Source organism: Streptomyces spiralis (genome assembly GCF_014654675.1).
GTDB lineage: Bacteria > Actinomycetota > Actinomycetes > Streptomycetales > Streptomycetaceae > Streptomyces > Streptomyces spiralis.
Map to the genome: position 1 here is coordinate 153,885 of NZ_BNBC01000011.1, position 25,775 is coordinate 179,659.

At 72.6% G+C, this 25,775-nt stretch carries 24 protein-coding genes; 17 read left to right on the forward strand and 7 right to left on the reverse strand.

Going from position 1 to position 25,775, the window contains the following annotated elements:
* Positions 1-13 precede the first annotated feature (13 nt).
* The 4 genes from IE318_RS14370 (at position 14) to IE318_RS14385 (ending at position 2,968) form a co-directional block, all read left to right on the forward strand.
* Positions 14-715 carry a DUF2249 domain-containing protein gene (locus tag IE318_RS14370; RefSeq protein ID WP_189900352.1) on the forward strand — a complete coding sequence of 234 codons (702 nt, stop codon included), beginning with the start codon at positions 14-16 and terminating at the stop codon, positions 713-715.
* On the forward strand, positions 708-1,127 hold the full coding sequence (locus tag IE318_RS14375; RefSeq protein WP_189900354.1) for a cupin domain-containing protein: 420 nt from the start codon (positions 708-710) through the stop codon (positions 1,125-1,127). Before IE318_RS14370 ends, IE318_RS14375 begins: the two co-directional genes overlap by 8 nt.
* Before the next feature lie 47 nt (positions 1,128-1,174).
* Positions 1,175-1,879 (forward strand): helix-turn-helix transcriptional regulator, encoded by a 705-nt coding sequence (locus tag IE318_RS14380; protein ID WP_189900356.1) that lies wholly within the window; start codon positions 1,175-1,177, stop codon positions 1,877-1,879.
* A 174-nt stretch (positions 1,880-2,053) separates the two neighbouring features.
* Positions 2,054-2,968 (forward strand): HipA family kinase, encoded by a 915-nt coding sequence (locus IE318_RS14385; protein ID WP_030182602.1) that lies wholly within the window; start codon positions 2,054-2,056, stop codon positions 2,966-2,968.
* Between the two features lie 63 nt (positions 2,969-3,031).
* Here the strand turns inward: IE318_RS14385 and aceB are convergent, their stop codons facing one another.
* Positions 3,032-4,657 (reverse strand): malate synthase A, encoded by a 1,626-nt coding sequence (aceB, locus tag IE318_RS14390; RefSeq protein ID WP_189900358.1) that lies wholly within the window; start codon positions 4,655-4,657, stop codon positions 3,032-3,034.
* 258 nt (positions 4,658-4,915) lie between these two features.
* Positions 4,916-5,515 (reverse strand): nucleotidyltransferase family protein, encoded by a 600-nt coding sequence (locus tag IE318_RS14395; protein ID WP_189900360.1) that lies wholly within the window; start codon positions 5,513-5,515, stop codon positions 4,916-4,918.
* Positions 5,516-5,659: 144 nt separating this feature from the next.
* Here IE318_RS14395 and IE318_RS14400 point away from each other — a divergent pair, with 144 nt between their 5' ends.
* On the forward strand, positions 5,660-5,974 hold the full coding sequence (locus IE318_RS14400; protein WP_037869856.1) for a DUF5955 family protein: 315 nt from the start codon (positions 5,660-5,662) through the stop codon (positions 5,972-5,974).
* Between the two features lie 194 nt (positions 5,975-6,168).
* On the opposite strand, the gene IE318_RS14405 is transcribed toward IE318_RS14400, so the two are convergent.
* Complete coding sequence (locus tag IE318_RS14405; protein WP_030182617.1) at positions 6,169-6,969, reverse strand: IclR family transcriptional regulator; 801 nt, start codon at positions 6,967-6,969, stop codon at positions 6,169-6,171.
* Positions 6,970-7,256: 287 nt separating this feature from the next.
* Between IE318_RS14405 and allB the strand changes: the two genes are divergently transcribed.
* Positions 7,257-8,594, forward strand: coding sequence for an allantoinase AllB (allB, locus tag IE318_RS14410; protein WP_189900363.1), 1,338 nt, complete (start codon positions 7,257-7,259; stop codon positions 8,592-8,594).
* Positions 8,595-8,656: 62 nt separating this feature from the next.
* Complete coding sequence (gene alc / locus IE318_RS14415) at positions 8,657-9,796, forward strand: allantoicase (protein ID WP_373311171.1); 1,140 nt, start codon at positions 8,657-8,659, stop codon at positions 9,794-9,796.
* A gap of 143 nt (positions 9,797-9,939) precedes the next feature.
* On the opposite strand, the gene IE318_RS14420 is transcribed toward alc, so the two are convergent.
* Complete coding sequence (locus tag IE318_RS14420) at positions 9,940-10,689, reverse strand: SDR family NAD(P)-dependent oxidoreductase (protein WP_189900367.1); 750 nt, start codon at positions 10,687-10,689, stop codon at positions 9,940-9,942.
* A 263-nt stretch (positions 10,690-10,952) separates the two neighbouring features.
* Between IE318_RS14420 and IE318_RS14425 the strand changes: the two genes are divergently transcribed.
* A complete protein-coding gene (locus tag IE318_RS14425) occupies positions 10,953-11,348 on the forward strand; it encodes a guanyl-specific ribonuclease (RefSeq protein WP_030182633.1) in 396 nt (131 codons plus the stop codon).
* A 52-nt stretch (positions 11,349-11,400) separates the two neighbouring features.
* Here the strand turns inward: IE318_RS14425 and IE318_RS14430 are convergent, their stop codons facing one another.
* Both IE318_RS14430 and IE318_RS14435 read right to left on the reverse strand, forming a co-directional pair.
* Positions 11,401-11,598: a hypothetical protein gene (locus tag IE318_RS14430; protein ID WP_030182637.1), complete on the reverse strand. Its 198-nt coding sequence runs from the start codon at positions 11,596-11,598 to the stop codon at positions 11,401-11,403.
* 494 nt (positions 11,599-12,092) lie between these two features.
* The gene (locus IE318_RS14435; RefSeq protein ID WP_189900369.1) at positions 12,093-13,058 is read right to left on the reverse strand and encodes an NADPH:quinone reductase; all 966 of its coding nucleotides are present in this window, start codon (positions 13,056-13,058) and stop codon (positions 12,093-12,095) included.
* Between the two features lie 93 nt (positions 13,059-13,151).
* Here IE318_RS14435 and IE318_RS14440 point away from each other — a divergent pair, with 93 nt between their 5' ends.
* The gene (locus IE318_RS14440; protein WP_189900371.1) at positions 13,152-13,826 is read left to right on the forward strand and encodes a response regulator transcription factor; all 675 of its coding nucleotides are present in this window, start codon (positions 13,152-13,154) and stop codon (positions 13,824-13,826) included.
* 145 nt (positions 13,827-13,971) lie between these two features.
* Positions 13,972-15,153: a cytochrome P450 family protein gene (locus IE318_RS14445; RefSeq protein WP_189900372.1), complete on the forward strand. Its 1,182-nt coding sequence runs from the start codon at positions 13,972-13,974 to the stop codon at positions 15,151-15,153.
* 509 nt (positions 15,154-15,662) lie between these two features.
* On the opposite strand, the gene IE318_RS14450 is transcribed toward IE318_RS14445, so the two are convergent.
* The gene (locus IE318_RS14450; RefSeq protein ID WP_189900374.1) at positions 15,663-16,691 is read right to left on the reverse strand and encodes a Gfo/Idh/MocA family protein; all 1,029 of its coding nucleotides are present in this window, start codon (positions 16,689-16,691) and stop codon (positions 15,663-15,665) included.
* A gap of 117 nt (positions 16,692-16,808) precedes the next feature.
* Between IE318_RS14450 and IE318_RS14455 the strand changes: the two genes are divergently transcribed.
* The 7 genes from IE318_RS14455 to IE318_RS14485 all read left to right on the forward strand — a co-directional run bounded on the left by IE318_RS14455 (position 16,809) and on the right by IE318_RS14485 (position 25,675).
* Positions 16,809-17,558 carry a GntR family transcriptional regulator gene (locus IE318_RS14455; protein WP_030182652.1) on the forward strand — a complete coding sequence of 250 codons (750 nt, stop codon included), beginning with the start codon at positions 16,809-16,811 and terminating at the stop codon, positions 17,556-17,558.
* Positions 17,559-17,770: 212 nt separating this feature from the next.
* Positions 17,771-18,775 (forward strand): sugar ABC transporter substrate-binding protein, encoded by a 1,005-nt coding sequence (locus IE318_RS14460; RefSeq protein WP_189900376.1) that lies wholly within the window; start codon positions 17,771-17,773, stop codon positions 18,773-18,775.
* A gap of 8 nt (positions 18,776-18,783) precedes the next feature.
* Positions 18,784-19,812, forward strand: coding sequence for an ABC transporter permease (locus IE318_RS14465; RefSeq protein ID WP_373311169.1), 1,029 nt, complete (start codon positions 18,784-18,786; stop codon positions 19,810-19,812).
* A complete protein-coding gene (locus IE318_RS14470) occupies positions 19,809-20,669 on the forward strand; it encodes an ATP-binding cassette domain-containing protein (protein ID WP_229903514.1) in 861 nt (286 codons plus the stop codon). Before IE318_RS14465 ends, IE318_RS14470 begins: the two co-directional genes overlap by 4 nt.
* Before the next feature lie 118 nt (positions 20,670-20,787).
* Positions 20,788-21,936 carry an ROK family glucokinase gene (locus tag IE318_RS14475; protein WP_030182660.1) on the forward strand — a complete coding sequence of 383 codons (1,149 nt, stop codon included), beginning with the start codon at positions 20,788-20,790 and terminating at the stop codon, positions 21,934-21,936.
* Complete coding sequence (locus IE318_RS14480) at positions 21,933-22,517, forward strand: hypothetical protein (protein WP_030182661.1); 585 nt, start codon at positions 21,933-21,935, stop codon at positions 22,515-22,517. Before IE318_RS14475 ends, IE318_RS14480 begins: the two co-directional genes overlap by 4 nt.
* Before the next feature lie 296 nt (positions 22,518-22,813).
* Complete coding sequence (locus IE318_RS14485; RefSeq protein WP_189900380.1) at positions 22,814-25,675, forward strand: SCO1167/SCO6262 family helicase; 2,862 nt, start codon at positions 22,814-22,816, stop codon at positions 25,673-25,675.
* Positions 25,676-25,775 lie beyond the last annotated feature (100 nt).

Here is a 25,775-nt window from a genome sequence, read left to right on the forward strand (position 1 = left end):
AGAGGGATCACGCATGCCACCTGCCGCAGAGGTGTACATCCAGGCGACCGACACCGACCCCGATGTCCGTGCACGGGCCGTCGTCGAGGAGGCCCACAGGCGACTGCTGGACCGGCTGACCGCGCTCACCGAGTCCGGCGAGGAACCCACCGACGCGTTCACCGAGGGGCTGGGCCGTCTGCTGACGGCCACCGAGCAGAGTCTGTACGCCGCCGCGTCCGGTGCGGCCGAGACCCGGCTGCTGGTGCGGGCGCTGCGCGCCGCGTCGGACACGGTCGGCGGGCACGCCGCCGCCCTGGCCGCCGCGACCGACAGCGCGGAACGCGTCGGCGCCGCCCGCACGCTCGCGGGCATGCTCGCCGTCCATCTCGGCATGGAGCGTGCCGTGCTGCTGCCCGCCCTGGCGGCACTGCCGGGAGTCGACCTGTCCGCGCTCGTCGGCGACTTCACCACCGTCCTGGCAGGCGGCCGACCGGAGGATCCGGCGGTCCTCGACGTCCGCGAGATCCCGCACGGCCGACGCCACCCCCGCATCTTCACCCGCTTCGCCCGTCTCGCGGACGGCGAGTCCTTCGTCCTGGTCAACAACCACGACCCCAAGCCGCTGCGCCGTGAGTTCGAGGCCACCCACCCCGGCCGCTTCGCCTGGGAGTACGTCGAGTCGGGGCCCGAGCAGTGGCAGATCCGCATCACACGGATGGCCGACGATGCCTGAGGGACGGGCCGGCGACCTGCCGGAGGACGCGGCCATGGCGCGCGTGCTGTGCGACGTCCGGGCCCTCACCGGCGAACTCCCCGGACCCACCGGCGTCCTGTGGAAGCTGGCCGAGTCCGGCCGCCAGCTCGACGCCAACCTGATCCGGCTGCCCGCCGGCGAGCGCATCGGCACGCACACCGAGCCCGACCTGGACGTGCTGGTCCTCGTCGTCACCGGTGAGGGCGTGATGGACACCCCCGAGGGGGAACTGCCGCTGACCGAAGGGGGGCTCCTGTGGCTGCCGCACGGTTCCACGCGCGGCATCACCGCAGGACCCCGGGGCCTGGCCTACGTGACCGTCCACCGCCGCCGCCCCGGCATGCAGATCCGCCGCCGCCCCGGGACTCCGGGCTCGCCGGGGAGCGGGTGACAGGTTTTCCCTATTTTCTACGAGGCGTGCCAGGTAAAATTGGTGAAATGAGCGAGCAGACGTTGCGTGATCCGGCCGGCCCTTCCGCCGTGGGCGAGAGCCGGGCGCATGTACTCGACGTACTGCGTGCCACGTCCGAAGCGGTGGGCGTGCGGGAGGTCGCCGAGCAGACGGGCCTGCACCCCAACACCGCCCGGTTCCATCTCGACACGCTGGTCAAGGAAGGACTCGTCGAGCGCCGTACCGAGGGGCGCGGCCGGCCGGGCAGGCCCCGCACCGTCTACCACGCCGCCCCCTCGCCCGTACCGGCAGGCCGCCGCAGCTACCAGCTGCTCGCCCAGATGCTCACCGGCCTCATCACCCAGACGGTGCCGCAGCCCGCGCAGGCCGCGGTCGACGCCGGTGAGGCATGGGGCCGCTACCTCGTCGACACGCCCTCGCCCGCCCAGCGCATCGACTCCGAGGAGGCCGTCCGGCGGCTGACCCGGGTGCTCGCGGACGTCGGTTTCGCCCCCGGCCCCGTCCAGGACCGGCCGGACCGGGTCGTCCCGTTGCGCCACTGCCCGTTCCGGGAGGTCGCCGAGGAACATCGTGAGGTGGTGTGCTCCCTGCACCTGGGCCTCATGCGCGGCGCGCTGAAGGAAGTGCGCGCCCCCATGGGCGTCGAGCGGCTGGAACCGTTCGTCGAGCCCTCGCTGTGCCTGGCCCGCCTCACCCCCGTGGAGCAGGACCGGCCGGAACGCATCGCCTGACGGCACCGGCGGGCGTCGTACGACTCCACCACCACCTCCGTCACATGCACGAAGGAGCCGCAGCCGCACGCTCGAGGGAGCCGCGGCGAGCGATCCGGCGCTCTCCGCGCGACTGTCACGCTCGGTTACTATGCTCTTTTCATGTCGGAGGCCGGGAGCTGGGGGCGTGGGAACATGCTGAGAAAGGTCGCCGCGACCCGCTACGTGACACCGCTGCGCTCCGGCGGCTCCGTGCCCGGGGTCGTCGAGGCCGACGACCTCGGTACGTACGTCGTGAAGTTCACCGGCTCCGCGCAGGGCCGCAAGGCGCTGGTCGCCGAGGTGATCGTGGGCGAGCTGGCACGCGCCCTCGGGCTGCGCTTCCCCGAGCTGGTCCTGGTCCACTTCGACCCGGAGCTGGCCGCGCACGAACCGCACCAGGAGGTGCGCGACCTGCTCGACGCCAGCCACGGCGTCAACCTCGGCATGGACTATCTGCCGGGCGCGCGCGACTTCACCCCGGAGGTGGCGAAGACGTTCCCGGTGGATCCGCTGGAGGCCGGCCGGATCGTCTGGCTGGACGCGCTGACGGTGAACGTGGACCGGACCGTGCACAGCTCGAACCTCATGGTCTGGCCCACCCTCGGCGTCGCACCCCCGCGACTGTGGCTGATCGACCACGGCGCGGCCCTCGTCTTCCACCACCGCTGGGACACCTCGGCGCCGGAGAAGGCGTACGACTTCCGCCACCACGCCCTCGGCCACTACGCGCCGGACGTCCGCGCCGCCGACGCCGAACTGGCGCCCAGGGTGACGCGGGAGCTGCTGGAGGAGGTCCTTGCGGAGGTGCCGGACGCCTGGCTCACCGACGAACCGGGATTCGCCGGCCCGGGCGAGGCCAGGGCCGCCTACGTCGACTATCTCGCCGCACGGGTGGCGGCCTCGGCCGCCTGGCTGCCCACCGACTTCCCCAGCCGCGAGGAGCTGGCGGCCGAGGAGGCGCTGCGCGCGGCGAAGACACAGCAGGGCCGGCCGAAGTGGCTCAAGCGGGTCCCGGACCTGCACGGCAAACCGGCCGCCGAACAGGACTGGTCGGCCCACCTGGGGTGACGGCCGCGCAGCCTGGACGGCCGTGTGGCCCCGGACGTTCCCGAGGCCACACAGGTGCGGGTGTCAGCCCTTGAGCTGCTCGTACGCCGGCAGCGTCAGGAAGTCGGCGTAGTCCTCGTCGAGAGAGACCTTCAGCAGCAGGTCGTGGGCCTGCTGCCAGTGCCCGGCCGTGAAGGCCTCCTCGCCGATCTCCTCGCGGATGTTCGCCAGTTCCTCGGCGGCGACCTTGCGGGCCAGCTCGGGCGTGGCCTTCTCGCCGTTCTCGAACTCGACCCCGGCGTTGATCCACTGCCAGATCTGCGAGCGGGAGATCTCGGCGGTGGCCGCGTCCTCCATGAGGTTGAAGATGGCGACCGCGCCGAGGCCGCGCAGCCAGGCCTCGATGTAGCGGATGCCGACCTGGACGGCGTTGACCAGGCCGCCGTAGGTGGGCCTGGCCTCCAGCGAGTCGATCGCGATCAGGTCCTCGGCCTTGACGTCCACGTCCTCGCGCAGCCGGTCCTTCTGGTTCGGCCTGTCGCCGAGCACCTTGTCGAAGGACTCCATGGCGATCGGCACCAGGTCGGGGTGGGCGACCCAGGAGCCGTCGAAGCCGTCGTTCGCCTCGCGGTCCTTGTCGGCGCGGACCTTCTCGAAGGCCACCTTGTTGACCTCGGCGTCGCGGCGGGAGGGGATGAAGGCCGCCATGCCGCCGATCGCGTGCGCGCCGCGCTTGTGGCAGGTGCGGACCAGGAGCTCGGTGTACGCGCGCATGAACGGGGCCGTCATCGTGACCGCGTTGCGGTCCGGCAGGACGAACCTCTCCCCGCCGTCACGGAAGTTCTTGACGATGGAGAACAGGTAGTCCCAGCGGCCGGCGTTCAACCCGGAGGCGTGGTCGCGCAGTTCGTAGAGGATCTCCTCCATCTCGTACGCGGCCGTGATCGTCTCGATCAGGACGGTGGCGCGGATCGTGCCCTGCGGGATGCCGACGTGGTCCTGGGCGAAGACGAAGATCTCGTTCCAGAGGCGGGCCTCCAGGTGCGACTCCGTCTTCGGCAGGTAGAAGTACGGGCCCTTGCCGAGGTCCAGCAGGCGCTGGGCGTTGTGGAAGAAGTACAGGCCGAAGTCGACGAGGGCGCCGGGGACCTGCTTGCCGTCGGCGTCGACGAGGTGGCGCTCGTCGAGGTGCCAGCCGCGCGGGCGCATGACGACCGTGGCGAGCTCCTCGGCCGGGCGCAGGGCGTAGGACTTCCCCGACGCGGGGTCGGTGAAGTCGATGTTCCTGGTGTAGGCGTCGGTCAGGTTGAGCTGGCCGAGGACGACGTTCTCCCAGGTGGGGGCGGAGGCGTCCTCGAAGTCGGCGAGCCAGACCTTCGCGCCCGAGTTGAGCGCGTTGATGGTCATCTTGCGGTCGGTGGGGCCGGTGATCTCGACCCGGCGGTCGTTCAGGGCCGCCGGGGCCGGCGCGACCCTCCAGGAGTCGTCCGCGCGGATCGCGGCCGTCTCGGGGAGGAAGTCGAGGGTGGAGGTGCGGGCGATCTCGGCGCGGCGCTCGGCACGGCGGGCGAGGAGTTCGTCGCGGCGCGGCGTGAACCGCCGGTGCAGCTCCGCCACGAAGGCGAGCGCCGCGTCGGAGAGGACCTCTTCCTGCCGGGGCAGGGGCTCGGCGTCGACGATGGCCAGCGGGGACGGCGCTGGAGCGGACATGAGCTGTCACTTCCTTCGGGGGAGCTTCTTCAGCGAACCACGTGCATCGCCACCATGCCGTGGCACTGGATGCCAATGGGCATGAATGGGGCGTATGGCGCCTGCGATGGGGGTCCCCCCGCGCGAGCGGATTCGAGCGTGGGGGAGGGCCGGCGCTTCTGAACAGTGGATACTAGTTTCCTCATGGTGGAAGTTCAATGGTTTGTTGATGTCGAGATTCTTTGGGTCGAGGCAAGGTGGCGCTCCGTGCCACGGCGCTCACTCGAGGTGGCCCAGGTCCGCTTCGGTGTCGATGTCGTACGGCCGCGCCACGTCCCCGCACTCCACGAGGGTGATCGCGGCCGCGTGCTCCTTCAGATAGGCGCGTGCCCCCCGGTCCCCGGTCGCACTCGCCGCGATGCCCGCCCAGTGATCGGCGCCGAGCAGGACGGGGTGGCCGCGCACACCGTCGTACGCCCCGGAGGCCAGCGACGTCTCGTCCCGGTACGCGGCCAGGATCCGCGCCGCCGCCTCCGCCGTGATCCCCGGCTGGTCGACGAGCGAGACCAGCGCCGCCCGGGCCCCCGTACCGGAGAGCGACTCCAGTCCGGCCCGCAGCGAGGAGCCCATGCCCTGCTCCCAGTCCGGGTTGTCCACCAGGACACAGCCGTCGAGCCGGGCCTGCCGCCGTACGTCGTCCGCCCGCGCGCCGAGGACCACGTGGACGCGCGCGCACCCGGCCGAGCGCAGGACCGCGACCGCGTGCTCCACCAGGGGCCGGCCGCGGTGGACCAGCAGCGCCTTGGGCCGCCCGCCGAGCCGCCGCCCGCCGCCGGCGGCCAGCACCAGCCCGGCGACCTCGTCATCTCTACGTGTCATGGGTCCTGCATACCTGACGGTCCGTCGGCCGTGCCGTGGAACGGGGGCTGAATTTCGGTCCGCGCGCTGGCGCACCCCGCCCCGGGTGGCGTTTACTGACCCGGGTCCGGGGACTGCGCACAACGGAGTGCGAGGGGGAGGACTGTGTTGCGGAGCTTGGAACAGACGCCGGTGACCGGGAGCGGAGAGGACCCCAGGGTGGCGGAACTGCGCGCCGCCGTGTCCCGCTTGCGCCGCGAACTCGCCGCCCACCCCGTCGAGTTCCCCGACCGTGCCATAGCCGAGGACGAACTCGGCGCCCTCGCCGCGATGGCCGCCCACGGCATCCCCGAGCTCCCGCGGCTGCGCCGCTCCCTGCTGCTGATCGCCGGATCGATCGGCTCGGTCAGCGCCCTGGCCCGCGGGCTGTCGGAGGTCCGCGCCGCGGTGGACCTGTTCGGGCAGCAGCCGCCCGGCTGACGGTAAACGGGCACACGGCACACAGGCGCACGGCACGCAGACGCACGGGACGCAGGCGCACACGGCACAGGCGTGGGATGCGTCCGCGCGCTTCAGTGCCGGCGTGGGCGGCCGGCGCCCGAACGCTTCAGGCAGGCCCGCCCGGGGCGGATCACAGGCGCGCCCCAGGCGGATCGGGCCGCCGCCCGGCCGGCTCAGCTCGTCGGGCCCGAACTGGCCAGGGCCTGGGAGAGTTCCTTCGCCACCTGCTGGAGCACCGGGACGATCCGTTCCTTCGCGGCCTCGGTGACCCGGCCCGCCGGGCCGGAGATGGAGATCGCCGCGGACGTGGGGGAGTCCGGGATGGTGACCGCGATGCAGCGGACCCCTATCTCCTGCTCGTTGTCGTCCATGGCGTAACCGAGCCGGCGTACGTCCTCCAGGGCCGCCAGGAAACCGTCCGGAGTGGTGATCGTCTTCTCCGTGGCGGCGGGCATGCCGGTCCGGGAGAGCAGGGCGCGCACCTCGTCGGCCGGGGTGTGGGCGAGCAGCGCCTTGCCGACCCCCGTGGAATGCGGCAGCACACGCCGGCCGACCTCGGTGAACATGCGCATCGAGTGCTTGGACGGCACCTGCGCCACGTACACGATCTCGTCGCCGTCCAGCAGTGCCATGTTCGCCGTCTCACCCGTCTCGTCGACCAGGCGGGCGAGGTACGGACGGGCCCAGGTGCCCAGCAGCCGGGAGGCGGACTCGCCCAGGCGGATCAGCCGGGGACCGAGCGCATACCGCCGGTTCGGCTGCTGGCGGACGTATCCGCAGGCCACGAGGGTCCGCATCAGGCGGTGGATGGTGGGCAGCGGGAGTCCGCTGCTCGCGGAGAGCTCACTCAGACCGACCTCGCCGCCCGAGTCGGCCATCCGCTCCAGCAGATCGAAGGCGCGCTCGAGGGACTGGACGCCACCGCTGGCGGAGGACTTGGCGGAGTCGGTGGTGCTGGCGCTGGACGTCGGCACGGCGCGTTCCTTTCGAGGCTGGCAGGAAGGGCCAAAGCCTACCGGGGGCACGGTTGACTCCCTGCCTGTACGGAACTACGTTCTGTCTATCGGAATTCTAATTCCGCGTTGTGGAAACGTCCAGACTGTGCGCGGTGAGCTGCTGTTCGGCAGTGTGCCCCTTGACGGGGTGAGGGCGGGAGTGAAGACTCCTTCAACAGAACGTTGAAATCCGTTACGTGGGCGTCCATCCGCGTACATCCAGTTTCCGTTCCGCGGAAGCACAACAGTGGCAGAGAGGGGTCCGGGTGTCCGACGCTGAACTGGTGCTGCGCTCGACGCGCGTCATCACGCCCGAGGGGACGCGCGCCGCGTCGGTTGCGGTCGCCGACGGCACCATCACGGCCGTACTGCCCCACGACGCGGACGTACCCGCCGGGGCCCGCCTGGAGGACCTCGGCGACGACGCCCTGCTGCCCGGCCTGGTCGACACCCACGTGCACGTCAACGACCCCGGCCGCACCGAGTGGGAGGGCTTCTGGACCGCCACGCGGGCGGCGGCGGCCGGCGGCATCACCACCCTGATCGACATGCCGCTCAACTCCCTGCCGCCCACCACCACGGTGGACAACCTGCGCGTCAAGCAGGACGTGGCCCGCGACAAGGCGCACATCGACGTCGGCTTCTGGGGCGGCGCCCTGCCCGGCAACGTGAAGGACCTGCGCCCGCTGCACGACGCCGGCGTCTTCGGCTTCAAGGCGTTCCTGTCGCCCTCCGGCGTGGACGAGTTCCCGCACCTCGACCAGGACCGGTTGGCCGGCTCGCTCGCCGAGATAACCGGCTTCGGCGGCCTGCTGATCGTGCACGCCGAGGACCCGCACCACCTGGACGCCGCCCCGCAGCACGGCGGCCCCAGGTACGCCGACTTCCTCGCCTCCCGTCCGCGCGACGCCGAGGACACCGCCATCGCCGCCCTGATCGCGCAGGCCAGACGGCTGAACGCACGCGTCCACGTGCTGCACCTGTCCTCCAGCGACGCGCTGCCGCTGATCGCCGAGGCCAGGGCGGAGGGCGTGCGGATCACGGTCGAGACCTGCCCGCACTACCTGACCCTGACCGCCGAGGAGGTCCCGGACGGGGCCAGCGAGTTCAAGTGCTGCCCGCCCATCCGGGAGGCCGCCAACCAGGACCTGCTCTGGCAGGCCCTGGCCGACGGCACCATCGACTGCGTGGTCACCGACCACTCGCCCTCCACCGCCGACCTGAAGACCGACGACTTCGCCACCGCCTGGGGCGGCATCTCCTCGCTGCAGCTGAGCCTGTCCGCCGTGTGGACCGAGGCGCGCAGGCGCGGCCACGGCCTGGATGACGTGGTTCGCTGGATGTCGGAGCGGACCGCGCGGCTGGTCGGCCTCGACGCCCGCAAGGGCGCCATCGCACCCGGCCGTGACGCCGACTTCGCGGTGTTCGCGCCCGAGCAGACGTTCACCGTGGATCCGGCGGCCCTCCAGCACCGCAACCGCGTCACGGCGTACGCGGGCAGGACCCTCAGCGGCGTCGTGAAGTCCACCTGGCTGCGCGGCGAGCGGATCCTGGCGGACGGCGAGTTCACCGAGCCGAAGGGCCGCCTCCTCGACCGAACCTGACCGGACCTGGCCGGACCTCACGACCCACCCGCACCGGCCCACCACCGAACCGAAAGGAAGATCTGATCACCGTGACGGCGCTGCATCAATCCAGTTGGGCGAGCTTCACCGGCGACGCGAACCCCTACGGAGGCGGTGACCCGTACGCGGACTACCGCACCGCCGACTTCCCCTTCACCCAGCACGCCAACCTCGCCGACCGGCAGCTCGGCGCCGGTGTCATCGCCGCCAACGACGAGTTCTTCGCCCAGCGCGAGAACCTGCTGGTGCCCGAGCGCGCCGAGTTCGACCCCGAGCACTTCGGGCACAAGGGCAAGATCATGGACGGCTGGGAGACCCGGCGGCGGCGCGGTGCCTCCGCCGACCACCCCTGGCCCACCGAGGACGACCACGACTGGGCGCTGATCCGGCTCGGCGCGCCAGGCGTCGTGCGCGGGATCGTCGTCGACACGGCCCACTTCCGCGGCAACTACCCGCAGGCGGTGTCCGTCGAGGGCACCTCGGTGGCCGGCTCCCCGTCGCCGGAGGAGCTGCTGGCCGACGACGTCAAGTGGACGACGCTGGTCCCGCGCACCGCCGTCGGCGGCCACGCGGCCAACGGCTTCGCGGTCGACGTCGAGCAGCGCTTCACCCACCTGCGCGTCAACCAGCACCCCGACGGCGGCATCGCCCGGCTGCGCGTGTACGGCGAGGTGGTCCCGGACCCGAAGTGGCTGGCGGCGCTCGGCACCTTCGACGTGGTCGCCCTGGAGAACGGCGGCCGGGTCGAGGACGCCTCCAACCTGTTCTACTCACCGGCCACCAACACCATCCAGCCGGGCCGCTCCCGCAAGATGGACGACGGCTGGGAGACCCGGCGCCGCCGCGACCGGGGCAACGACTGGATCCGCTACCGGCTGGCCGCCCAGTCGGAGATCCGTGCCCTCGAGATCGACACCGCCTACCTCAAGGGCAACAGCGCGGGCTGGGCGTCGGTGTCGGTGAAGGACGGCGAGAACGGCGAGTGGACGGAGATCCTCCCGCGCACCCGCCTCCAGCCGGACACCAACCACCGCTTCGTGCTGCCCACGCCCGCCGTCGGCACGCACGCGCGCGTGGACATCTTCCCGGACGGAGGCATCTCCCGCCTGCGCCTGTTCGGCACCCTGACGCAGGAGGGCGCAACCCACCTCACCGCCCACCACCAGGAACTGGGCGGCTGACCCTCCCGGCTCACACGGACCACTGGTCCACGGCCACCGGCCCCGTGAACGGACCGCCGGCCCCATGGACCAATGGCCCCACCGAACTCGCGGGGCGCGCCGGCCCGACAGCACCGGCGTGCCCCGCGATGGCTGCCGTCACGTCAGGCGGCGTGGCCGCCGTCCACCGCGAACTCGGTTCCGGTGACGTAGGCCGCGTCGGCGCTCGCCAGGTACGCCACCGTGGACGCCACCTCGGCGGTCGTGCCGAAGCGGCCCAGTGCCGTCATCTGCGCCTGGCCGGACGCGTAGGGGCCGTCGGCGGGGTTCATGTCGGTGTCGATGGGACCGGGGTGGACGATGTTCGCCGTGATCCCGCGCGGCCCGAGTTCGCGGGCGAGCGCCTTGGTCAGGCCGATCAGGGCCGCCTTGCTCGTCGCGTAGAGGGTCCCGCCGGGCCCGGGGACGCGCTGGGTCATGCACGTGCCGATGGTGACGATCCGGCCGCCGTGCCCCATGCGGGAGGCAGCGGCCTGGCTGGCCAGGAACACCGCGCGCACGTTGACGGCGAGCACCCGGTCGACATCGGCGAGCGTCAGGGACTCCACCGGCCCGAGCAGGCCGACGCCCGCGTTGTTCACCAGCACGTCGAGCCCGCCCAGCTCGTCCACCGTACGGCCAACGGCCCCCGCCGCCTCCCGCGGATCTGCCGCGTCCGCCCGCAGGGCCACCGCCCGCCGCCCGAGCCCCTCGACGGCCCGTACGACCTCCGCCGCCGCCTCCTTCCCGTTCACATAGGTGACCGCCACGTCGTGGCCCTCGCGCGCGAGGCGTACCGCCGTCGCCGCGCCGATGCCACGGCTGCCGCCGGTCACAAGAGCCACCCTGCCGTTCGTCTGCACTGAAGAAGTCATGCCCCCATCCCAGCGGCCGGCCGGCGCGGGCGCTGGCGGCCAACGGACACCGACGTCGGCCGGCCGGACCCGATCCGGAACCACCGATGAGTTGCGGGGGCCGGTGGGGGCTGACTCCATGACAGGCACCCGGCGTTCACTCGTGGAGATGATGTGAGGGCGCCGGGTCGCAGGTGAACTGCCCGCCAATTCACCGCACTTGCCGGGAAACTGCACGGTGCTGTCATTGACATGCCACCTTCTACGCGCGTCATCATGAGTCCATGAGTCTCCCCCCACGCATGATCCGCATCGGCGCCGCCGGCGCCCTGCTGTCCGCCCTGCTCGTGGGCGGCACCGTCACCGCCGGCCCGGCGGACGCCACCACGGCCTCGGTCGGCAGCATCTGCTACGGCGACCTGCCCTCCCAGGCGTACGACACACTCGATCTGATCGACCAGGGCGGGCCCTTCCCCTACCCCCAGGACGGCACCGTCTTCCAGAACCGGGAGAGCGTCCTGCCCCGGCAGTCGAGCGGCTACTACCACGAGTACACGGTCGTCACCCCCGGCTCGCCCACCCGCGGAGCGCGGCGCATCGTCACCGGTGAGCGAAGCCAGGAGGACTACTACACCTCCGACCACTACGCGACGTTCGACCTGATCGACTTCGGCTGCTGACCCCACGCTGCCCGGCGACCGAGCGGCGGTCACCGCTCCCACAGGCACGCGATCACAGCTTCAGGCGCTCGGCGGCGGCGAACAGCGCGCAGGCGAGCACGATCAGCACGAAGCTCACGAACACCTCGTAGCCGTGGAGGAAGGCCAGGCGCTGCACCAGCCCCACATGCCAGTGGGTGAACCCCTGCACCAGGCCCAGCACGCCCTGCACCAGGGCGATGAATCCGAGTAGTTCCAGAACCTGCTTCATGGCCATGACTCTCGCCCCGCGGCCCCCCCACGCACATCGGCCGCGGGGCGAGCCTCGCCCGTCGCAGGTCTGCGGTCGCGGCGGCCTGCCGCGCCGAAAGTCCATTCCGCCGCGACTTCGGTCTCGGTCCCCGGCCGAGGACGGTGACCGCCACCGACGTCTGCGTACATGGGGTGAACGTGACCAATGACGGAACGACGCCGCGATCGCCGGTGGTGACGAGGCGACGGTGGTGGTTGCCGTCCGCCGTGCTCGACGAACTCGACCCCGACGCCGGACGACCCGGACGGCCCGGACGGTCGCGGAGCACCGCGCGCGACTGGTTCGTCGACTTCTTCTGTTTCCTCCTGGCGGCGGCCCTGGGACTGGCCGCCGCCGACTCCCTGCGCAACGAGACGCACCTGCCGCACGCCCTCGCCGTCGTCGACCAGGTGCTCGGCGCGCTGGCCTGCGGCGCGGTCTGGCTGCGCCGCAGGCACGGCAGGCGGGATCGGTCAGGGATGAAGCACGACGCGCCGGCCGTGCAGGTCGCCCCGCTCCAGGCGGCGGTGGACGTCCGCCGCCTCGCTCATGGGGCGGTGCTCGACCGACCGGGGGCGCAGGCCGCCCGCCGCCAGCAGCTCGTTGAGCGCGGTCGCCGCCTCGGCGAGTTCCGTGACCGTCGCGTGGGAGATGACGAAGCCGCGCAGCGACCCGTCCTTCATGTACAGCGGGCCGACCGGCAGGACCGGCTCGGCCCTGGGGCCGGCCATGAGGACGATGCGCCCGCGTCGCGCGAGCAGGCCGACGGCGGCCCCGAGGTCGTGACGGCCGGAGGTGTCGACATGGACGTCCACCCCGTCGGGCGCCAGCGCCGCCAGTCGTTCGGTGAGGCCGGCGGCACGGTAGTCCAGGACCTCCGCCGCCCCCAGCGACCGTACGTGGGCGTGGTCACGCGGCGCCGCCGTCGCGAGCACCCGCGCCCCCGCCCGCGCCGCGAGCTCCACCAGCGCGCTGCCCACGTTGCCCCCCGCACCGCCGACCAGCACCGTCTCGCCCGGGCGCAGCCCGCCGTGCGTGTGGAGGGCCAGATGGGCGGTGGCGGCGGGGTGGAACACGGCCACCGCCTCCTCCGGGCGTACACCGGCCGGCAGCCGGTACAGGCGGTCGGCGGGCACCACGGCCTGCTCGGCGGTCGCCCCCTGCCGCCCGTCGTGGCCGAGACTGTCGCACCACACCGTCTCGCCCTCGGCGAAGCCGCACCCGGGTGAGGCGACGGTGCCCACGAGATCGCGCCCGATGACGAAGGGCAGGGGGATCGGCGTGCGGAACACCCCGGAACGGACGAAGGTGTCCACCGGATCGACCGTGGTCACCAGCACGTCCACCAGCACCTCGCCGGGACCCGGCACGGGCGCGGGCAGCTCGCCCCAGCGGATGACGTCGGGTGAACCCAGTCGCTCGATGTACGCGGCACGCATGACCGATCATTCTCCCACCGGGCCGGCGGGCGCGCGTCCGGTGACGGCGGGGCGGTGTGGCCGGCACGTCGGCGGTTTGGTCGGGTGGGGCCCATGACCGCGATCCGACTGCTCCTCGTGGACGACGACCCGCTGGTGAGGGCGGGGCTGTCCCTCATGCTGGGGGGTGCCGAGGACATCGAGATCGTCGGCGAGGCGGCCGACGGCGGCGAGGTGGCGGCCCTGGTGGAGCGCACCAGGCCGGACGTCGTCCTCATGGACGTCCGGATGCCGGGCGTGGACGGCCTGACGGCCACCGAACGGCTGCGGGGACGCCCCGAGGCACCCCAGATCGTGGTCCTGACCACCTTCCACGCCGACGAGCAGGTGCTGCGGGCGCTGCGCGCGGGCGCGGCCGGGTTCGTCCTCAAGGACACCCCGCCGGCCGAGATCGTCGAGGCGGTGCGCCGGGTGGCCGCGGGCGACCCGGGGCTCTCGCCGACCGTCACCCGCCAGCTGATACGGCACGCGGCCGGCGGCGGCGCCGACGACCGGCGCACCCGCGCGCGGGAACGCGCCGCCGCCCTCAACGAGCGGGAGCGGGAGGTCGCCGTCCGTGTCGGCCGGGGTCTGGCCAACGCCCAGATCGCCGCGGAACTGTTCATGAGCGTCGCCACCGTCAAGACCCACGTCTCGCGCATCCTGGCCAAGCTCGACCTCGGCAACCGGGTCCAGATCGCGCTGCTCGCCCACGAGGCCGGGCTGCTCGACGAAGACGACACGGTCTAGGAACCCATGGGCAGCCCAGGAGCCCAGGGGTACAGGGGGCCGGCGGCATCCGGGTCCTGGGCACTTCGGGGAGACCTCATGCGTTGACGGGGCAGGGGGAGCCTTTCGCGCTCCGCAGGGAGTTCGTGCTCCGGAGGGAGCGGTGATGGCGGACGTGATCGACCTGACCGAGTACGGAGAGGCGTTCCGCGAGGACCCGCACCCGGTCTACGCGCGACTGCGCGAACTCGGCCCGGTCCACCGGGTGCGGCTGCCACCGCCCGAGGGCTACGACACCTGGCTCGTCGTCGGACACGAGGAGGCGCGCGCCGCCCTGGCCGACACGAGGCTGGTGAAGGACATCGGCGCGGTGGACGCGACGTTCCTGGAGGAGCAGGTGATCGGCAAGCACCTGCTGATCACCGACCCGCCGCAGCACACGCGGCTGCGCTCGCTCGTGACCCGCGCGTTCACCGCGCGCCGGATCGAGGCACTGCGGCCCCGGGTCCAGCAGATCACCGACGAGCTGCTGGACGCGATGCTGCCGCGCGGCCGCGCCGAACTCGTGGAGGCATTCGCGTACCCGCTGCCGATCACCGTCATCTGTGAGCTGCTCGGGGTGCCCGAGATCGACCGGGCCGCGTTCCGCGAGATGTCGAACGAGGTGGTCGCGCCGACCAGCGCGGAGGCGAACGCACAGGCCGTGGACCGGCTCGGCGCCTATCTCACCGAGCTGATCGAGGACAAGCGGTGCGCGGGCCCGGCCGGCGACCTGCTCAGCGAGCTGATCCGCACCACCGCCGAGGACGGTGACCGGCTCTCGGCCGGGGAGCTGCGCGGCATGGCCTTCCTGCTGCTGATCGCCGGTCACGAGACCACGGTCAACCTCATCACCAACAGCGTGTACGCGCTGCTCACCCACCCCGACCAGCTCGCCGCACTGCGCGACGACCTCGATCTCGTAGACGGCGCCGTCGAGGAGACGCTGCGCCACGAAGGCCCGGTGGAGAACGCCACGTTCCGCTACGCGGCGCGGCCGCTGCGGATCGCGGGCACCGCCATCGCGCCGGGCGATCCGGTGATGATCGGTCTCACCGCGGCCGACCGGGACGCCGGCCGCTTCCCCGCCCCGGACCGCTTCGACATCCACCGAGACACCCGCGGCCACCTCGCCTTCGGCCACGGCATGCACTACTGCCTCGGCGCCCCTTTGGCGCGCCTGGAGGCCCGCACCGCCCTGCGCACCCTGCTGCACCGCGCGCCCGGCCTCGCCCTCGACGGCCCGCCGGGCGAATGGCTGCCCGGCATGCTGATCCGCGGCCTACGAAGCCTCCCGGTCCGCTGGTGACCACAGCGACCCGGCCTCGACCGCGCGGCCCGGCTTCCATGGCGCGGCCCGGCTTCGACGGGCGCGGCCTGGCTTCCACTGGCGCGGACCGGCTTTGACCCGCACGGACCGGCTTCGACGGGTGCGGACCTGTCTCCACCGGCGTGGACCGGCTCGACGGGTGCGGACCGGCTTCGACCCGCGGCCTGGCTTCGACGAACACGGACTGGCCTCGACCCGCGCGGCCTGGCTTCGACGGGCGCGGACCGGCTTCGACCCGCACGGACCGGCTTCGACGGGCGCGGCCTGGCCTCCACTGGCACGGACTGGCCTCGACCCGCGCGGCCCGGCTTCGACCGGCGCGGCCTGGCCTCCACTGGCACGGACTGGCCTCGACCCGCGCGGCCCGGCTTCGACCGGCGCGGCCCGGCTTCGACCGGCACGGTCCGGCCTCGACCGGCACCGTCCGGCCTCCACCACCGTGGACCGGGTCCCGCACCGTGGCGCCGCGTGCTGGTCCGGTCCGGTCGTCACCCGGTTTCGGTCGCGGTCCGTGCGCGTCCCGGGATCTCCGCCAGGGCGACCGGGCGGTGTGCGCGGCGCGAGAGTTCGCAGGCCTCGGCGATACGCAGGGCCTGGAGGGCCTCGCGTCCGTCGCACGGGTTGGGCCGCTCGCCGAGCACCAGCTCGACGAAGGCGCACAGCTCGGCCTCGTAGGCCGGGCCGAAGCGTTCCAGGAACCCGGTCCACGGCTTGTCCGCGGCCGGCGGCCCGGTCGGCTCCGTGGACGCGATGGGCGTGCGGTCGTCGAGACCGACCACGATCTGGTCCAGCTCCCCGGCCAGCTCCATGCGGACGTCGTAGCCCGCGCCGTTCAGCCGGGTCGCCGTGGCCGTGGCGAGGGTGCCGTCGTCGAGCGTCAGCACCGCCGCGCCGGTGTCGACGTCGTCCGCCTCCCGGAACATCGTGGGCCCGGCGTCGGACCCGGTCGCGTACACGTCGACGACCTCACGCCCCGTCACCCAGCGCAGTACGTCGAAGTCGTGGATCAGCGTGTCCCGGAACAGCCCGCCGGACAGCGGCAGCCACGCCGCGGCCGGCGGTGCCTCGTCCGAGGTCAGCGCGCGGACGGTGTGCAGCCGGCCGAGCCGGCCCGAGCGCACCGCCTCGCGGGCACCGGCGTAGCCCGCGTCGAACCGCCGCTGGAAACCCATCTGGAGGATCGTCCCGGCCGCCTCCACCTCGGCGAGCGCCTGCAGCGTGCCCGGTAGGTCCAGGGCGATCGGCTTCTCGCAGAACACCGGCAGTCCCGAGCGTGCCGCCCGGCCGATCAGTTCGGCGTGTGCCGAGGTCGCCGTGGTGATCACCACGGCGTCCACGCCCCAGGTGAAGATCTCGTCCACCCCGGGCGCCGCCGTCTCGCCCAGCCGGTGGGCCAGCGCCTGCGCCCGCGCCGGATCGGCGTCCGTGAGGATCAGCGAGCCGACCTCGCGATGACGGCTGAGCGTGTTCGCACGGACGGTGCCGATGCGGCCCGTACCGATGACCCCGATGCGCATGGAAACAAAGTGGGGGCGGACCCGGGCACCTGTCAATCTCTATGTCCGGACAATCTGACTACACGACTTCCCGTCAACCGGCCACGGGGCTACGCTCGGGCCGTGCCGAAACCAGTTGTGGACCCCACCGCCTCGCTCGACCTCCGTGTGGACCGGAGCTCGCCGGTGCCGTTGTACTTCCAGCTGGCGCAGCAGCTGGAGGCGGCGATCGAGCACGGCGCCCTCACTCCCGGCAGCCTGCTGGGCAACGAGATCGAGCTCGCCGCGCGGCTCGGCCTGTCCCGGCCCACCGTCCGCCAGGCCATCCAGTCGCTCGTCGACAAGGGCCTGCTGGTGCGCCGCCGCGGTGTCGGCACCCAGGTCGTGCACAGCCAGGTCAAGCGGCCGCTGGAGCTGAGCAGCCTCTACGACGACCTGGAGGCGGCCGGTCAGCGGCCGGCGACCACGGTCCTGGTCAACACGGTCGTCCCGGCCTCCGCCGAGGTCGCCGCGGCCCTCGGCGTGGCCGAGGACGGCGACGTGCACCGCATCGAGCGGCTGCGGCTCGCGCACGGCGAGCCGATGGCGTATCTGGTCAACCACCTCCCCCTCGGCCTGCTCGACCTGGACACCGGGCAGCTGGAGGCCACCGGCCTGTACCGGCTGATGCGCTCCGCCGGGATCACCCTCCACAGCGCCCGCCAGTCCATCGGCGCCCGCGCCGCCACCCGCGACGAGGCCGAGCGGCTCGGCGAGGAGGAGGGCGCCGCCCTGCTCACCATGCAGCGCACCACGTTCGACGACACCGGCCGCGCCGTGGAGTTCGGCACCCACACCTACCGGCCCTCCCGCTACTCCTTCGAGTTCCAGCTGCTCGTACGGTCCTGAGCGGCCCCCGGTACCGCTCCCTCCCGTACGCGTGGTTTCCCCACCTCCCGCGTGCGTGGCCGCGCGTCGTAATGTCCGGACAATGTGACCGTTCCCCGCTCCCCGGCCGTCCGGCCCGTCGCACCCGTGTCCGATAATGGGATGTTCGGGGCTGATGGGATTGCCGTCAGCCCCGTGCGTACGTTCGAACACGGCAAGAAGGGCACGGCCTCGTGGCACGCTTTCCAACCTGGGTAGGCATCGCGCTGGCAGGGGCACTGTCGCTGTCCCTCGCGGGATGCAGCAGCACCGGCGGCAAACGGGCGGAGGACGCCCGCAAGGCCGCGGCGGCCCAGGGAAGGGCGGCGGTGAACACTCCCCGCTGGACCTTCGCGATGATCACCCACTCCGGTGACGGCGACACCTTCTGGGACATCGTGCAGAGCGGTGCCAAGCAGGCCGCCGTCAAGGACAACATCAACTTCCTGTACTCGCACGACGACGAGGCCCAGCAGCAGGCGCAGCTCGTCGACGCGGCGGTGGACAAGAAGGTCGACGGCATCATCGTCACGCTGGCCAAGCCCGACGCGCTGAAGGCGGCCGTGGCCCGCGCCGAGAAGGCGGGCATCCCGGTCGTCACGGTGAACTCCGGCTCGGCTCAGTCCAAGGCGTTCGGCGCGCTCACCCACGTCGGCCAGGACGAGACCGTGGCCGGCCAGGCCGTGGGCGAGGAGCTGACCAGGCGCGGGAAGAAGAGAGCCCTGTGCGTCCTGCACGAGCAGGGCAACGTCGGCCACGAGCAGCGCTGCGCCGGTGTGGCGAAGACGTTCGCCGGCAAGGTCGAGAACCTCTACGTCAACGGCACCAACATGCCGGACGTGCAGTCCGCGATCGAGGCCAAGCTCCAGGCCGACAAGTCCGTCGATGCGGTCGTCACCCTCGGCGCCCCGTACGCGGACACCGCCGTGAAGGCGAAGGCGGACGCGGGCAGCAAGGCGGAGATCGACACCTTCGACCTCAACGCCAAGGTCGCCGCCGAGCTCAGGGACGGCACGCTCGGCTTCGCCGTCGACCAGCAGCCGTACCTCCAGGGCTACCAGGCCGTCGACCTGCTGTGGCTGTACAAGTACAACGGCGACGTCCTCGGCGGCGGCCGGCCCGTGCTCACCGGCCCGCAGATCGTCACCAAGGACCAGGCGGCCGCGCTCGAGGAGTACGCGAAGCGGGGCACCCGATGAGCGCGACCATGGAACGAACGTCTGACGAAAGGATTCTGCAGAGCTCTCCGCTGCGGAAGCTGCTCTCCCGCCCCGAACTGGGCTCGGTCGTCGGCGCACTCGCCGTCTTCGTCTTCTTCGCCGTCGCCGCCGACGGCTTCCTGCGCGCCTCCAGCCTCAGCACCGTCCTGTACGCGTCGTCCACGATCGGCATCATGGCGGTCCCGGTCGCCCTGCTGATGATCGGCGGCGAGTTCGACCTGTCCGCGGGCGTGATGGTGACGTCCTCGGCGCTGATCTCGTCGATGTTCAGCTACCAGATGACGGCGAACACCTGGGTCGGCGTGGGCGTCTCGCTCCTGGTGACCCTCGCGGTCGGCGCCTTCAACGGCTTCATGCTCACCCGCACCAAGCTGCCCAGCTTCATCATCACGCTGGGCACCTTCCTGATGCTGACCGGCATGAACCTCGGCTTCACCAAGCTGATCGACGGCACGGTCTCCACCAAGACCATCGCCGACATGGAGGGCTTTCCGAGCGCCCACGCCGTCTTCGCCTCGACGCTGACGATCGGCGGAGTCCAGGTCAAGGTCACCATCCTGTGGTGGCTGGGCCTGGTCGCCCTCGCCTCCTGGATCCTGCTGCGCACCCGCGCCGGCAACTGGATCTTCGCGGTGGGCGGCAACCAGGACGCGGCCCGCGCGGTCGGGGTACCGGTCACAAGGACCAAGATCGCCCTCTACATGGGCGTGGCCTTCGGCGCCTGGATCTCCGGCCAGCACCTGCTGTTCTCCTTCGACGCCGTCCAGTCCGGCGAGGGCGTCGGCAACGAACTGATCTACATCATCGCCGCCGTCATCGGCGGCTGTCTGATCACCGGCGGCCACGGCAGCGCCGTCGGCTCGGCGGTCGGCGCGCTCCTGTTCGGCATGACCAGCAAGGGCATCGTCTTCGCCGAGTGGAACCCCGACTGGTTCAAGTTCTTCCTGGGAGCGATGCTGCTCCTCGCGACCCTGCTGAACGCCTGGGTCCGCAAGCGCGCGGAGGCGACGACATGACCGAGACCACCGGGCGCACGCCGGAGGCCGTCGAGCGCACGCCGAGGACCACCGGGCGCACACCAGGAACCCCCGAGCGCGCGCCGCTGATCGAGCTGACCGACGTCAGCAAGCACTACGGCACCGTCCGCGCCCTCCAGGGCGTCTCCTTGGAGGTCCACGCGGGCGAGATCACCTGCGTCCTCGGCGACAACGGCGCCGGCAAGTCGACGCTGATCAAGACGATCGCCGGCCTGCACCAGCACGACGGCGGCACCCTGCGCATCGAGGGCGAGGAGACCCGCCTCGCCTCCCCGCGCGACGCCCTGGACCGCGGTATCGCCACGGTCTACCAGGACCTGGCGGTCGTCCCCCTGATGCCGGTCTGGCGCAACTTCTTCCTCGGCTCCGAGCCCCGCAAGGGCTCGGGCCCGTTCAAGCGCCTCGACATCGGCCTCATGCGCCGCACCACCCGCGAGGCCCTGCTCCGCATGGGCATCGACCTCAGGGACGTCGACCAGCCCATCGGCACCCTGTCGGGCGGCGAACGCCAGTGCGTGGCGATCGCGCGGGCGGTCCACTTCGGGGCGAAGGTGCTGATCCTGGACGAGCCGACGGCGGCGCTCGGCGTGAAGCAGTCCGGCGTGGTCCTGAAGTACGTGGCCGCCGCCCGGGACCAGGGCCTCGGTGTTGTTCTCATCACGCACAACCCGCACCACGCGTACCTCGTGGGGGACCGCTTCGTGCTGCTGAAGCGGGGCACGATGGTGGGCCGTCACACCCGCGACGAGATCACCCTGGAGGAGCTGACCCGTCAGATGGCGGGCGGCAGCGAGCTCGACGACCTCCGTCACGAGCTGGAGAAAGACACCCCGTAGGGCGCGGCGGGGACCCGCCCGCACGGCCTCCACGCGCGCGCGTGCGGGCCGTACGGGGCACCCGCCCCCCGGTGCCCCCTACGACACCCTTACCGGCGGTGCGGCAGAATCGAGGCCGATGAGCACCTACCGCGACCTCACCGCCCCCATCGGCTCCCGCCGCGCCCCCGTGCTGCGCACGGTCGGCACCCGGGAGCGCCGCTCGCACCTGACCGCACCCCGGGTGCCCACGGTCGGGATCGACATCGGCGGCACCAAGGTGATGGCGGGCGTCGTCGACGCCGACGGCAACATCCTGGAGAGGCTCCGCACGGAGACCCCGGACAAGTCCAAGAGCCCGAAGGTCGTCGAGGACACCATCGTCGAGCTGGTCCTGGACCTCTCCGACCGGCACGACGTGCACGCCGTCGGCATCGGCGCGGCCGGCTGGGTCGACGCCGACCGCAACCGCGTGCTGTTCGCCCCCCACCTGTCCTGGCGCAACGAGCCGCTGCGCGACCGCCTCTCCGAGCGCCTGTCGGTGCCGGTCCTGGTCGACAACGACGCCAACGCTGCCGCCTGGGCCGAGTGGCGTTTCGGCGCCGGCCGCGGCGAGGACCACCTCGTCATGATCACGCTGGGCACCGGCATCGGCGGCGCGATCCTGGAGGACGGCCAGGTCAAGCGGGGCAAGTACGGCGTCGCCGGCGAGTTCGGGCACATGCAGGTCGTGCCCGGCGGCCACCGCTGCCCCTGCGGCAACCGCGGCTGCTGGGAGCAGTACAGCTCCGGCAACGCCCTGGTGCGCGAGGCGCGCGAACTGGCCGCGGCCGACTCTCCGGTGGCCTACGGGATCATCGAGCACGTCAAGGGCTCCATCTCCGACATCACCGGCCCGATGATCACCGAGCTGGCCCGCGAGGGCGACGCCATGTGCATCGAGCTGCTCGAGGACATCGGCCAGTGGCTCGGCGTCGGCATCGCCAACCTGGCCGCCGCCCTCGACCCGTCCTGCTTCGTCATCGGCGGCGGCGTCTCCGCGGCCGACGACCTGCTGATCGGCCCCGCCCGGGACGCCTTCAAACGCCACCTCACCGGCCGCGGCTACCGCCCCGAGGCCCGCATCGTGCGCGCCCAGCTCGGCCCCGAGGCCGGCATGGTCGGCGCCGCCGACCTCGCGCGGCTCGTCGCCCGCCGCTTCCGGCGCGCCAAGCGGCGCCGCGTGGAGCGCCACGAGCGCTACGAGCGGTACGCCGAGGCCCGGCGGGCGGCCCGGGAGGCGCTGTGACGATGTCGCTGCCACGCCAAGCGGCGCCCCCGGACGCACCACCGCCCCGGCCGGCCGAGGACCGCCGGCACCGCAACCGCCGCCGAGCCCTCACCCTGCTCATCATCGTGCTGCTGATCGGCGTGCCGGCCGGCTATCTGGTGATCTCCGCCAACCAGAGCCGCGACAGCGGCAAGGACAAGGAGGCCAAGTACGCGGTGACCGGCCTCACCCCGACCTACCCCGCCAAGGTGCAGCGCCGCCTCTACCAGGTGCCGATCCCGCACCCCGCCGACCGGGTCGCCTCCTACGAGACGAACAACTGGAAGACCAGCCGTCTCTACGTCCAGTTCCGCACCACCCAGGCCGGCCTCGACACGTACCTCGACGCCATGGGCGTGAACCGGAACGACCTGAAGAAGGGCGCCATCACCATCAGCGCCCGCGACCAGAAGATCAGCGGCTGGAAGTTCACCGGCCCCGGCCCCTGGTGGGGCCTGAGCCACCACCAGAAGAACCCCGCCCCCACCCAGGACGTCATCGTGAACCTCTCCAACCCGGTTCTGCCGATGGTCTACGTCGTCTCCCGCACCGTCCCCTGACGCCTGGGGGGTGTCTCGCCGATCATGCCGGGCTCGCGGTGGCCGGCACCGCACCTCGCCGCGTTGTCGTCGGTCGCCGATGCTCCGCATCGACTCCCTCCTCCGCCTCGCGATGCTCCCTCACTGCCCGAACGGCGTGGGGGGTGCCCCACCACCAGCCACCGCTCCCTGATCCGGCCTGGGCGACGAGACACCCCCCGGCGGCCTTGCGGGCCGTCGCCGGAGCCGATTGTCAGACCCCGCCCGTAGAGTCGAAGACGACCGACTCGACCGGTGAGGGGGAGGTGACAGGACGTATGAGCGACATGGCCGTGGCCGAGACGGCCGGCGCGGCGGACGCCGTGTCCGTGCGGCTGGCCGCCGTCTTCCTGCCCGCACCCCTCCCGCGCGAGGGCCGCGTCGCCTTCTGGGACCCGGCCGGCGAGGTGTGGCACGACGAGCGGCCGCCCGGCGCCCCTTCCGGGCACACGGAGCTGACGGTCGTGGGACCGCACGGGCGGGGCGTCCGCCGCAGGACGGCCTCCGCCCTCTCCCTGCCGGTCGACGCGGCCCTTCCCCACCTGGTGCGCGCCCGGCACGACCCGGCGGCCCACCCCGCCACCGCCTGCTGGGGAGCGGCCGCGCTGCACGCGCTGCGGCTCACCGCCCGCGGACGGATGCTGCCCGGCCTGACCGCCACCGGGCACGACGCATGGCGCGCGGGCCCCCTCGACCCGGACGACATCGCGCACCTGTGCGCGATCGCCGCCGCCCTGCCCTACGAGGGCCACGCGGTGCCGCTGCCCGGCGCAGGCCCGCTCCGGCTGCCCGAGCCCGAGGCACTGCTGCGCGCATTCCTCGACGCCGTCGCCGACACCCTGCCCCGGACCCCCGCCGCGCCCCACACCTCCGGCAGGCCGTTCGCCGACCGCCGGCCGCAGCACCTGCCGGCCGCCCGCGACTGGGCGGCCGAGGTCGCCGCCGGCATGGACGCCGGCGTGCGGATCTCACTGCGCCTGGACCTGTCGGCGTACGACCTGTTCGACGACGGCGACGCCGGTGACGGCGGGACGGCGCGCCGGGCGGGCGCGGCGATCGTCCAGGTGCACAGCCTCGCCGACCCCACCCTCGTCGCCGACGCGGCGGCCCTGTGGGCGGGGGAGGCCGACGCGGCCTTCGGCCCGCGCGCACGGGTGGACGCCGCCCTCGCCGTGCGCCGCGCGGCCCGTGTCTGGCCCCCGCTGGACCGGCTCGGCGAGCAGGAGATCCCCGACGTCCTCGCCCTGTCCGAGGACGAGGTGAGCGAGCTCCTCGGCGTGGCCGCGACCCGGCTCGCGGCGGCCGGCGTCGCCGTGCACTGGCCGCGCGACCTGGCCCAGGACCTCGCCGCCACCGCCGTGGTGCGACCCGCGCCGGGCTCCGCGACCGACGGCACCGGCTTCTTCGAGTCCGAGCAGCTGCTGAGCTTCCGCTGGCAGCTGGCACTCGGCGGCGACCCGCTCACCGAGTCCGAGATGGACGTGCTCGCCGAGGCCCACCGCCCGGTCGTACGGCTGCGGGACAGCTGGGTCCTCGTCGACCCGGCCCTCGTCCGCAAGGCCCGGAAGCGCGATCTGGGCCTGCTCGACCCGGTCGACGCGCTCTCCGTCGCCCTCACCGGCGCCGCGGAGGTCGACGGCGAGACGGTCGAGGCGGTGCCGGTGGGCGCGCTCGCGACCCTGCGGGACCGCATCACGGCCGGCGTACGGCCGGCCGAACCGCCGCCCGGACTCGACGCCACCCTGCGCGACTACCAGCTGCGCGGCCTGGCGTGGCTCGACCTCATGACCTCCCTCGGCCTCGGCGGCTGTCTCGCCGACGACATGGGCCTCGGCAAGACCGTCACCCTCATCGCCCTGCACCTGAAGCGGGCGCACCGCGCACCCACGCTCGTGGTCTGCCCGGCCTCCCTGCTGGGCAACTGGCAGCGGGAGATCACCCGGTTCGCGCCCGGCGTCCCCGTCCGCCGCTTCCACGGCCCCGACCGCACCCTGGACGACCTGTCCGGCGGCTTCGTGCTCACCACCTACGGCACCATGCGGTCCGCGGCGCCCCGGCTGGCCGAGCAGGAGTGGGGCATGGTCGTCGCGGACGAGGCCCAGCACGTCAAGAACCCGTACTCGGCGACCGCGAAGGCCCTGCGCACGATCCCGTCACCCGCGCGCGTGGCCCTGACCGGCACACCCGTGGAGAACAACCTCTCCGAACTGTGGGCCCTGCTCGACTGGACCACCCCCGGACTCCTGGGCCCCCTGAAGTCCTTCCGCGCCAGGCACGCGCGCGCGGTGGAGAACGGCGAGGACGAGCAGGCGGTGGAGCGGCTGGCCCGCCTGGTCCGGCCCTTCCTGCTGCGCCGCAGGAAGTCCGACCCCGGCATCGTCCCCGAACTGCCGCCCAAGACCGAGACCGACCACCCGGTCCCGCTCACCCGCGAACAGGCAGCGCTGTACGAGGCGGTGGTGCGCGAGTCGATGCTCGCCATCGAGACCGCCGAGGGCATCGCCCGCCGGGGCCTGGTGCTCAAGCTGCTGACCTCGCTCAAGCAGATCTGCGACCACCCGGCGCTCTACCTCAAGGAGGAGCACCCGCGCGGCGGCGACCGCCTGGCCGCCCGCTCGGGCAAACTCGCCCTGCTGGACGAGCTGCTCGACACCCTGCTGGCCGAGGACGGCTCGGCCCTGGTCTTCACCCAGTACGTCGGCATGGCCCGCCTGATCACGACCCACCTCGCCGCCCGCGCGGTCCCCGTCGACCTCCTCCACGGCGGTACGCCGGTCCCGGAGCGCGAGCGCATGGTCGACCGGTTCCAGGAGGGCTCGACCCCGGTCCTCGTCCTGTCCCTGAAGGCAGCCGGAACCGGCCTGAACCTCACCCGCGCGGGCCACGTCGTGCACTTCGACCGCTGGTGGAACCCGGCGGTCGAGGAGCAGGCCACCGACCGCGCCTACCGCATCGGCCAGACCCAGCCCGTCCAGGTGCACCGCCTGATCACCGAGGGCACCGTCGAGGACCGTATCGCCGAGATGCTCGCCGCCAAGCGCGCTCTTGCCGACGCGATCCTCGGCACCGGCGAGTCGGCCCTGACCGAACTGACCGACCGTGAGCTGTCCGATCTGGTGTCGCTGCGGAGGGAGGGCTGATGGACCCTCGACCCGCCGACGCGGCACGCCGAGCCCTCCGGGCGGCCAGGCAACAGCGGCCGACCCCGACACAGGGCCCGGAAGACCCCGGAAAGCCCGA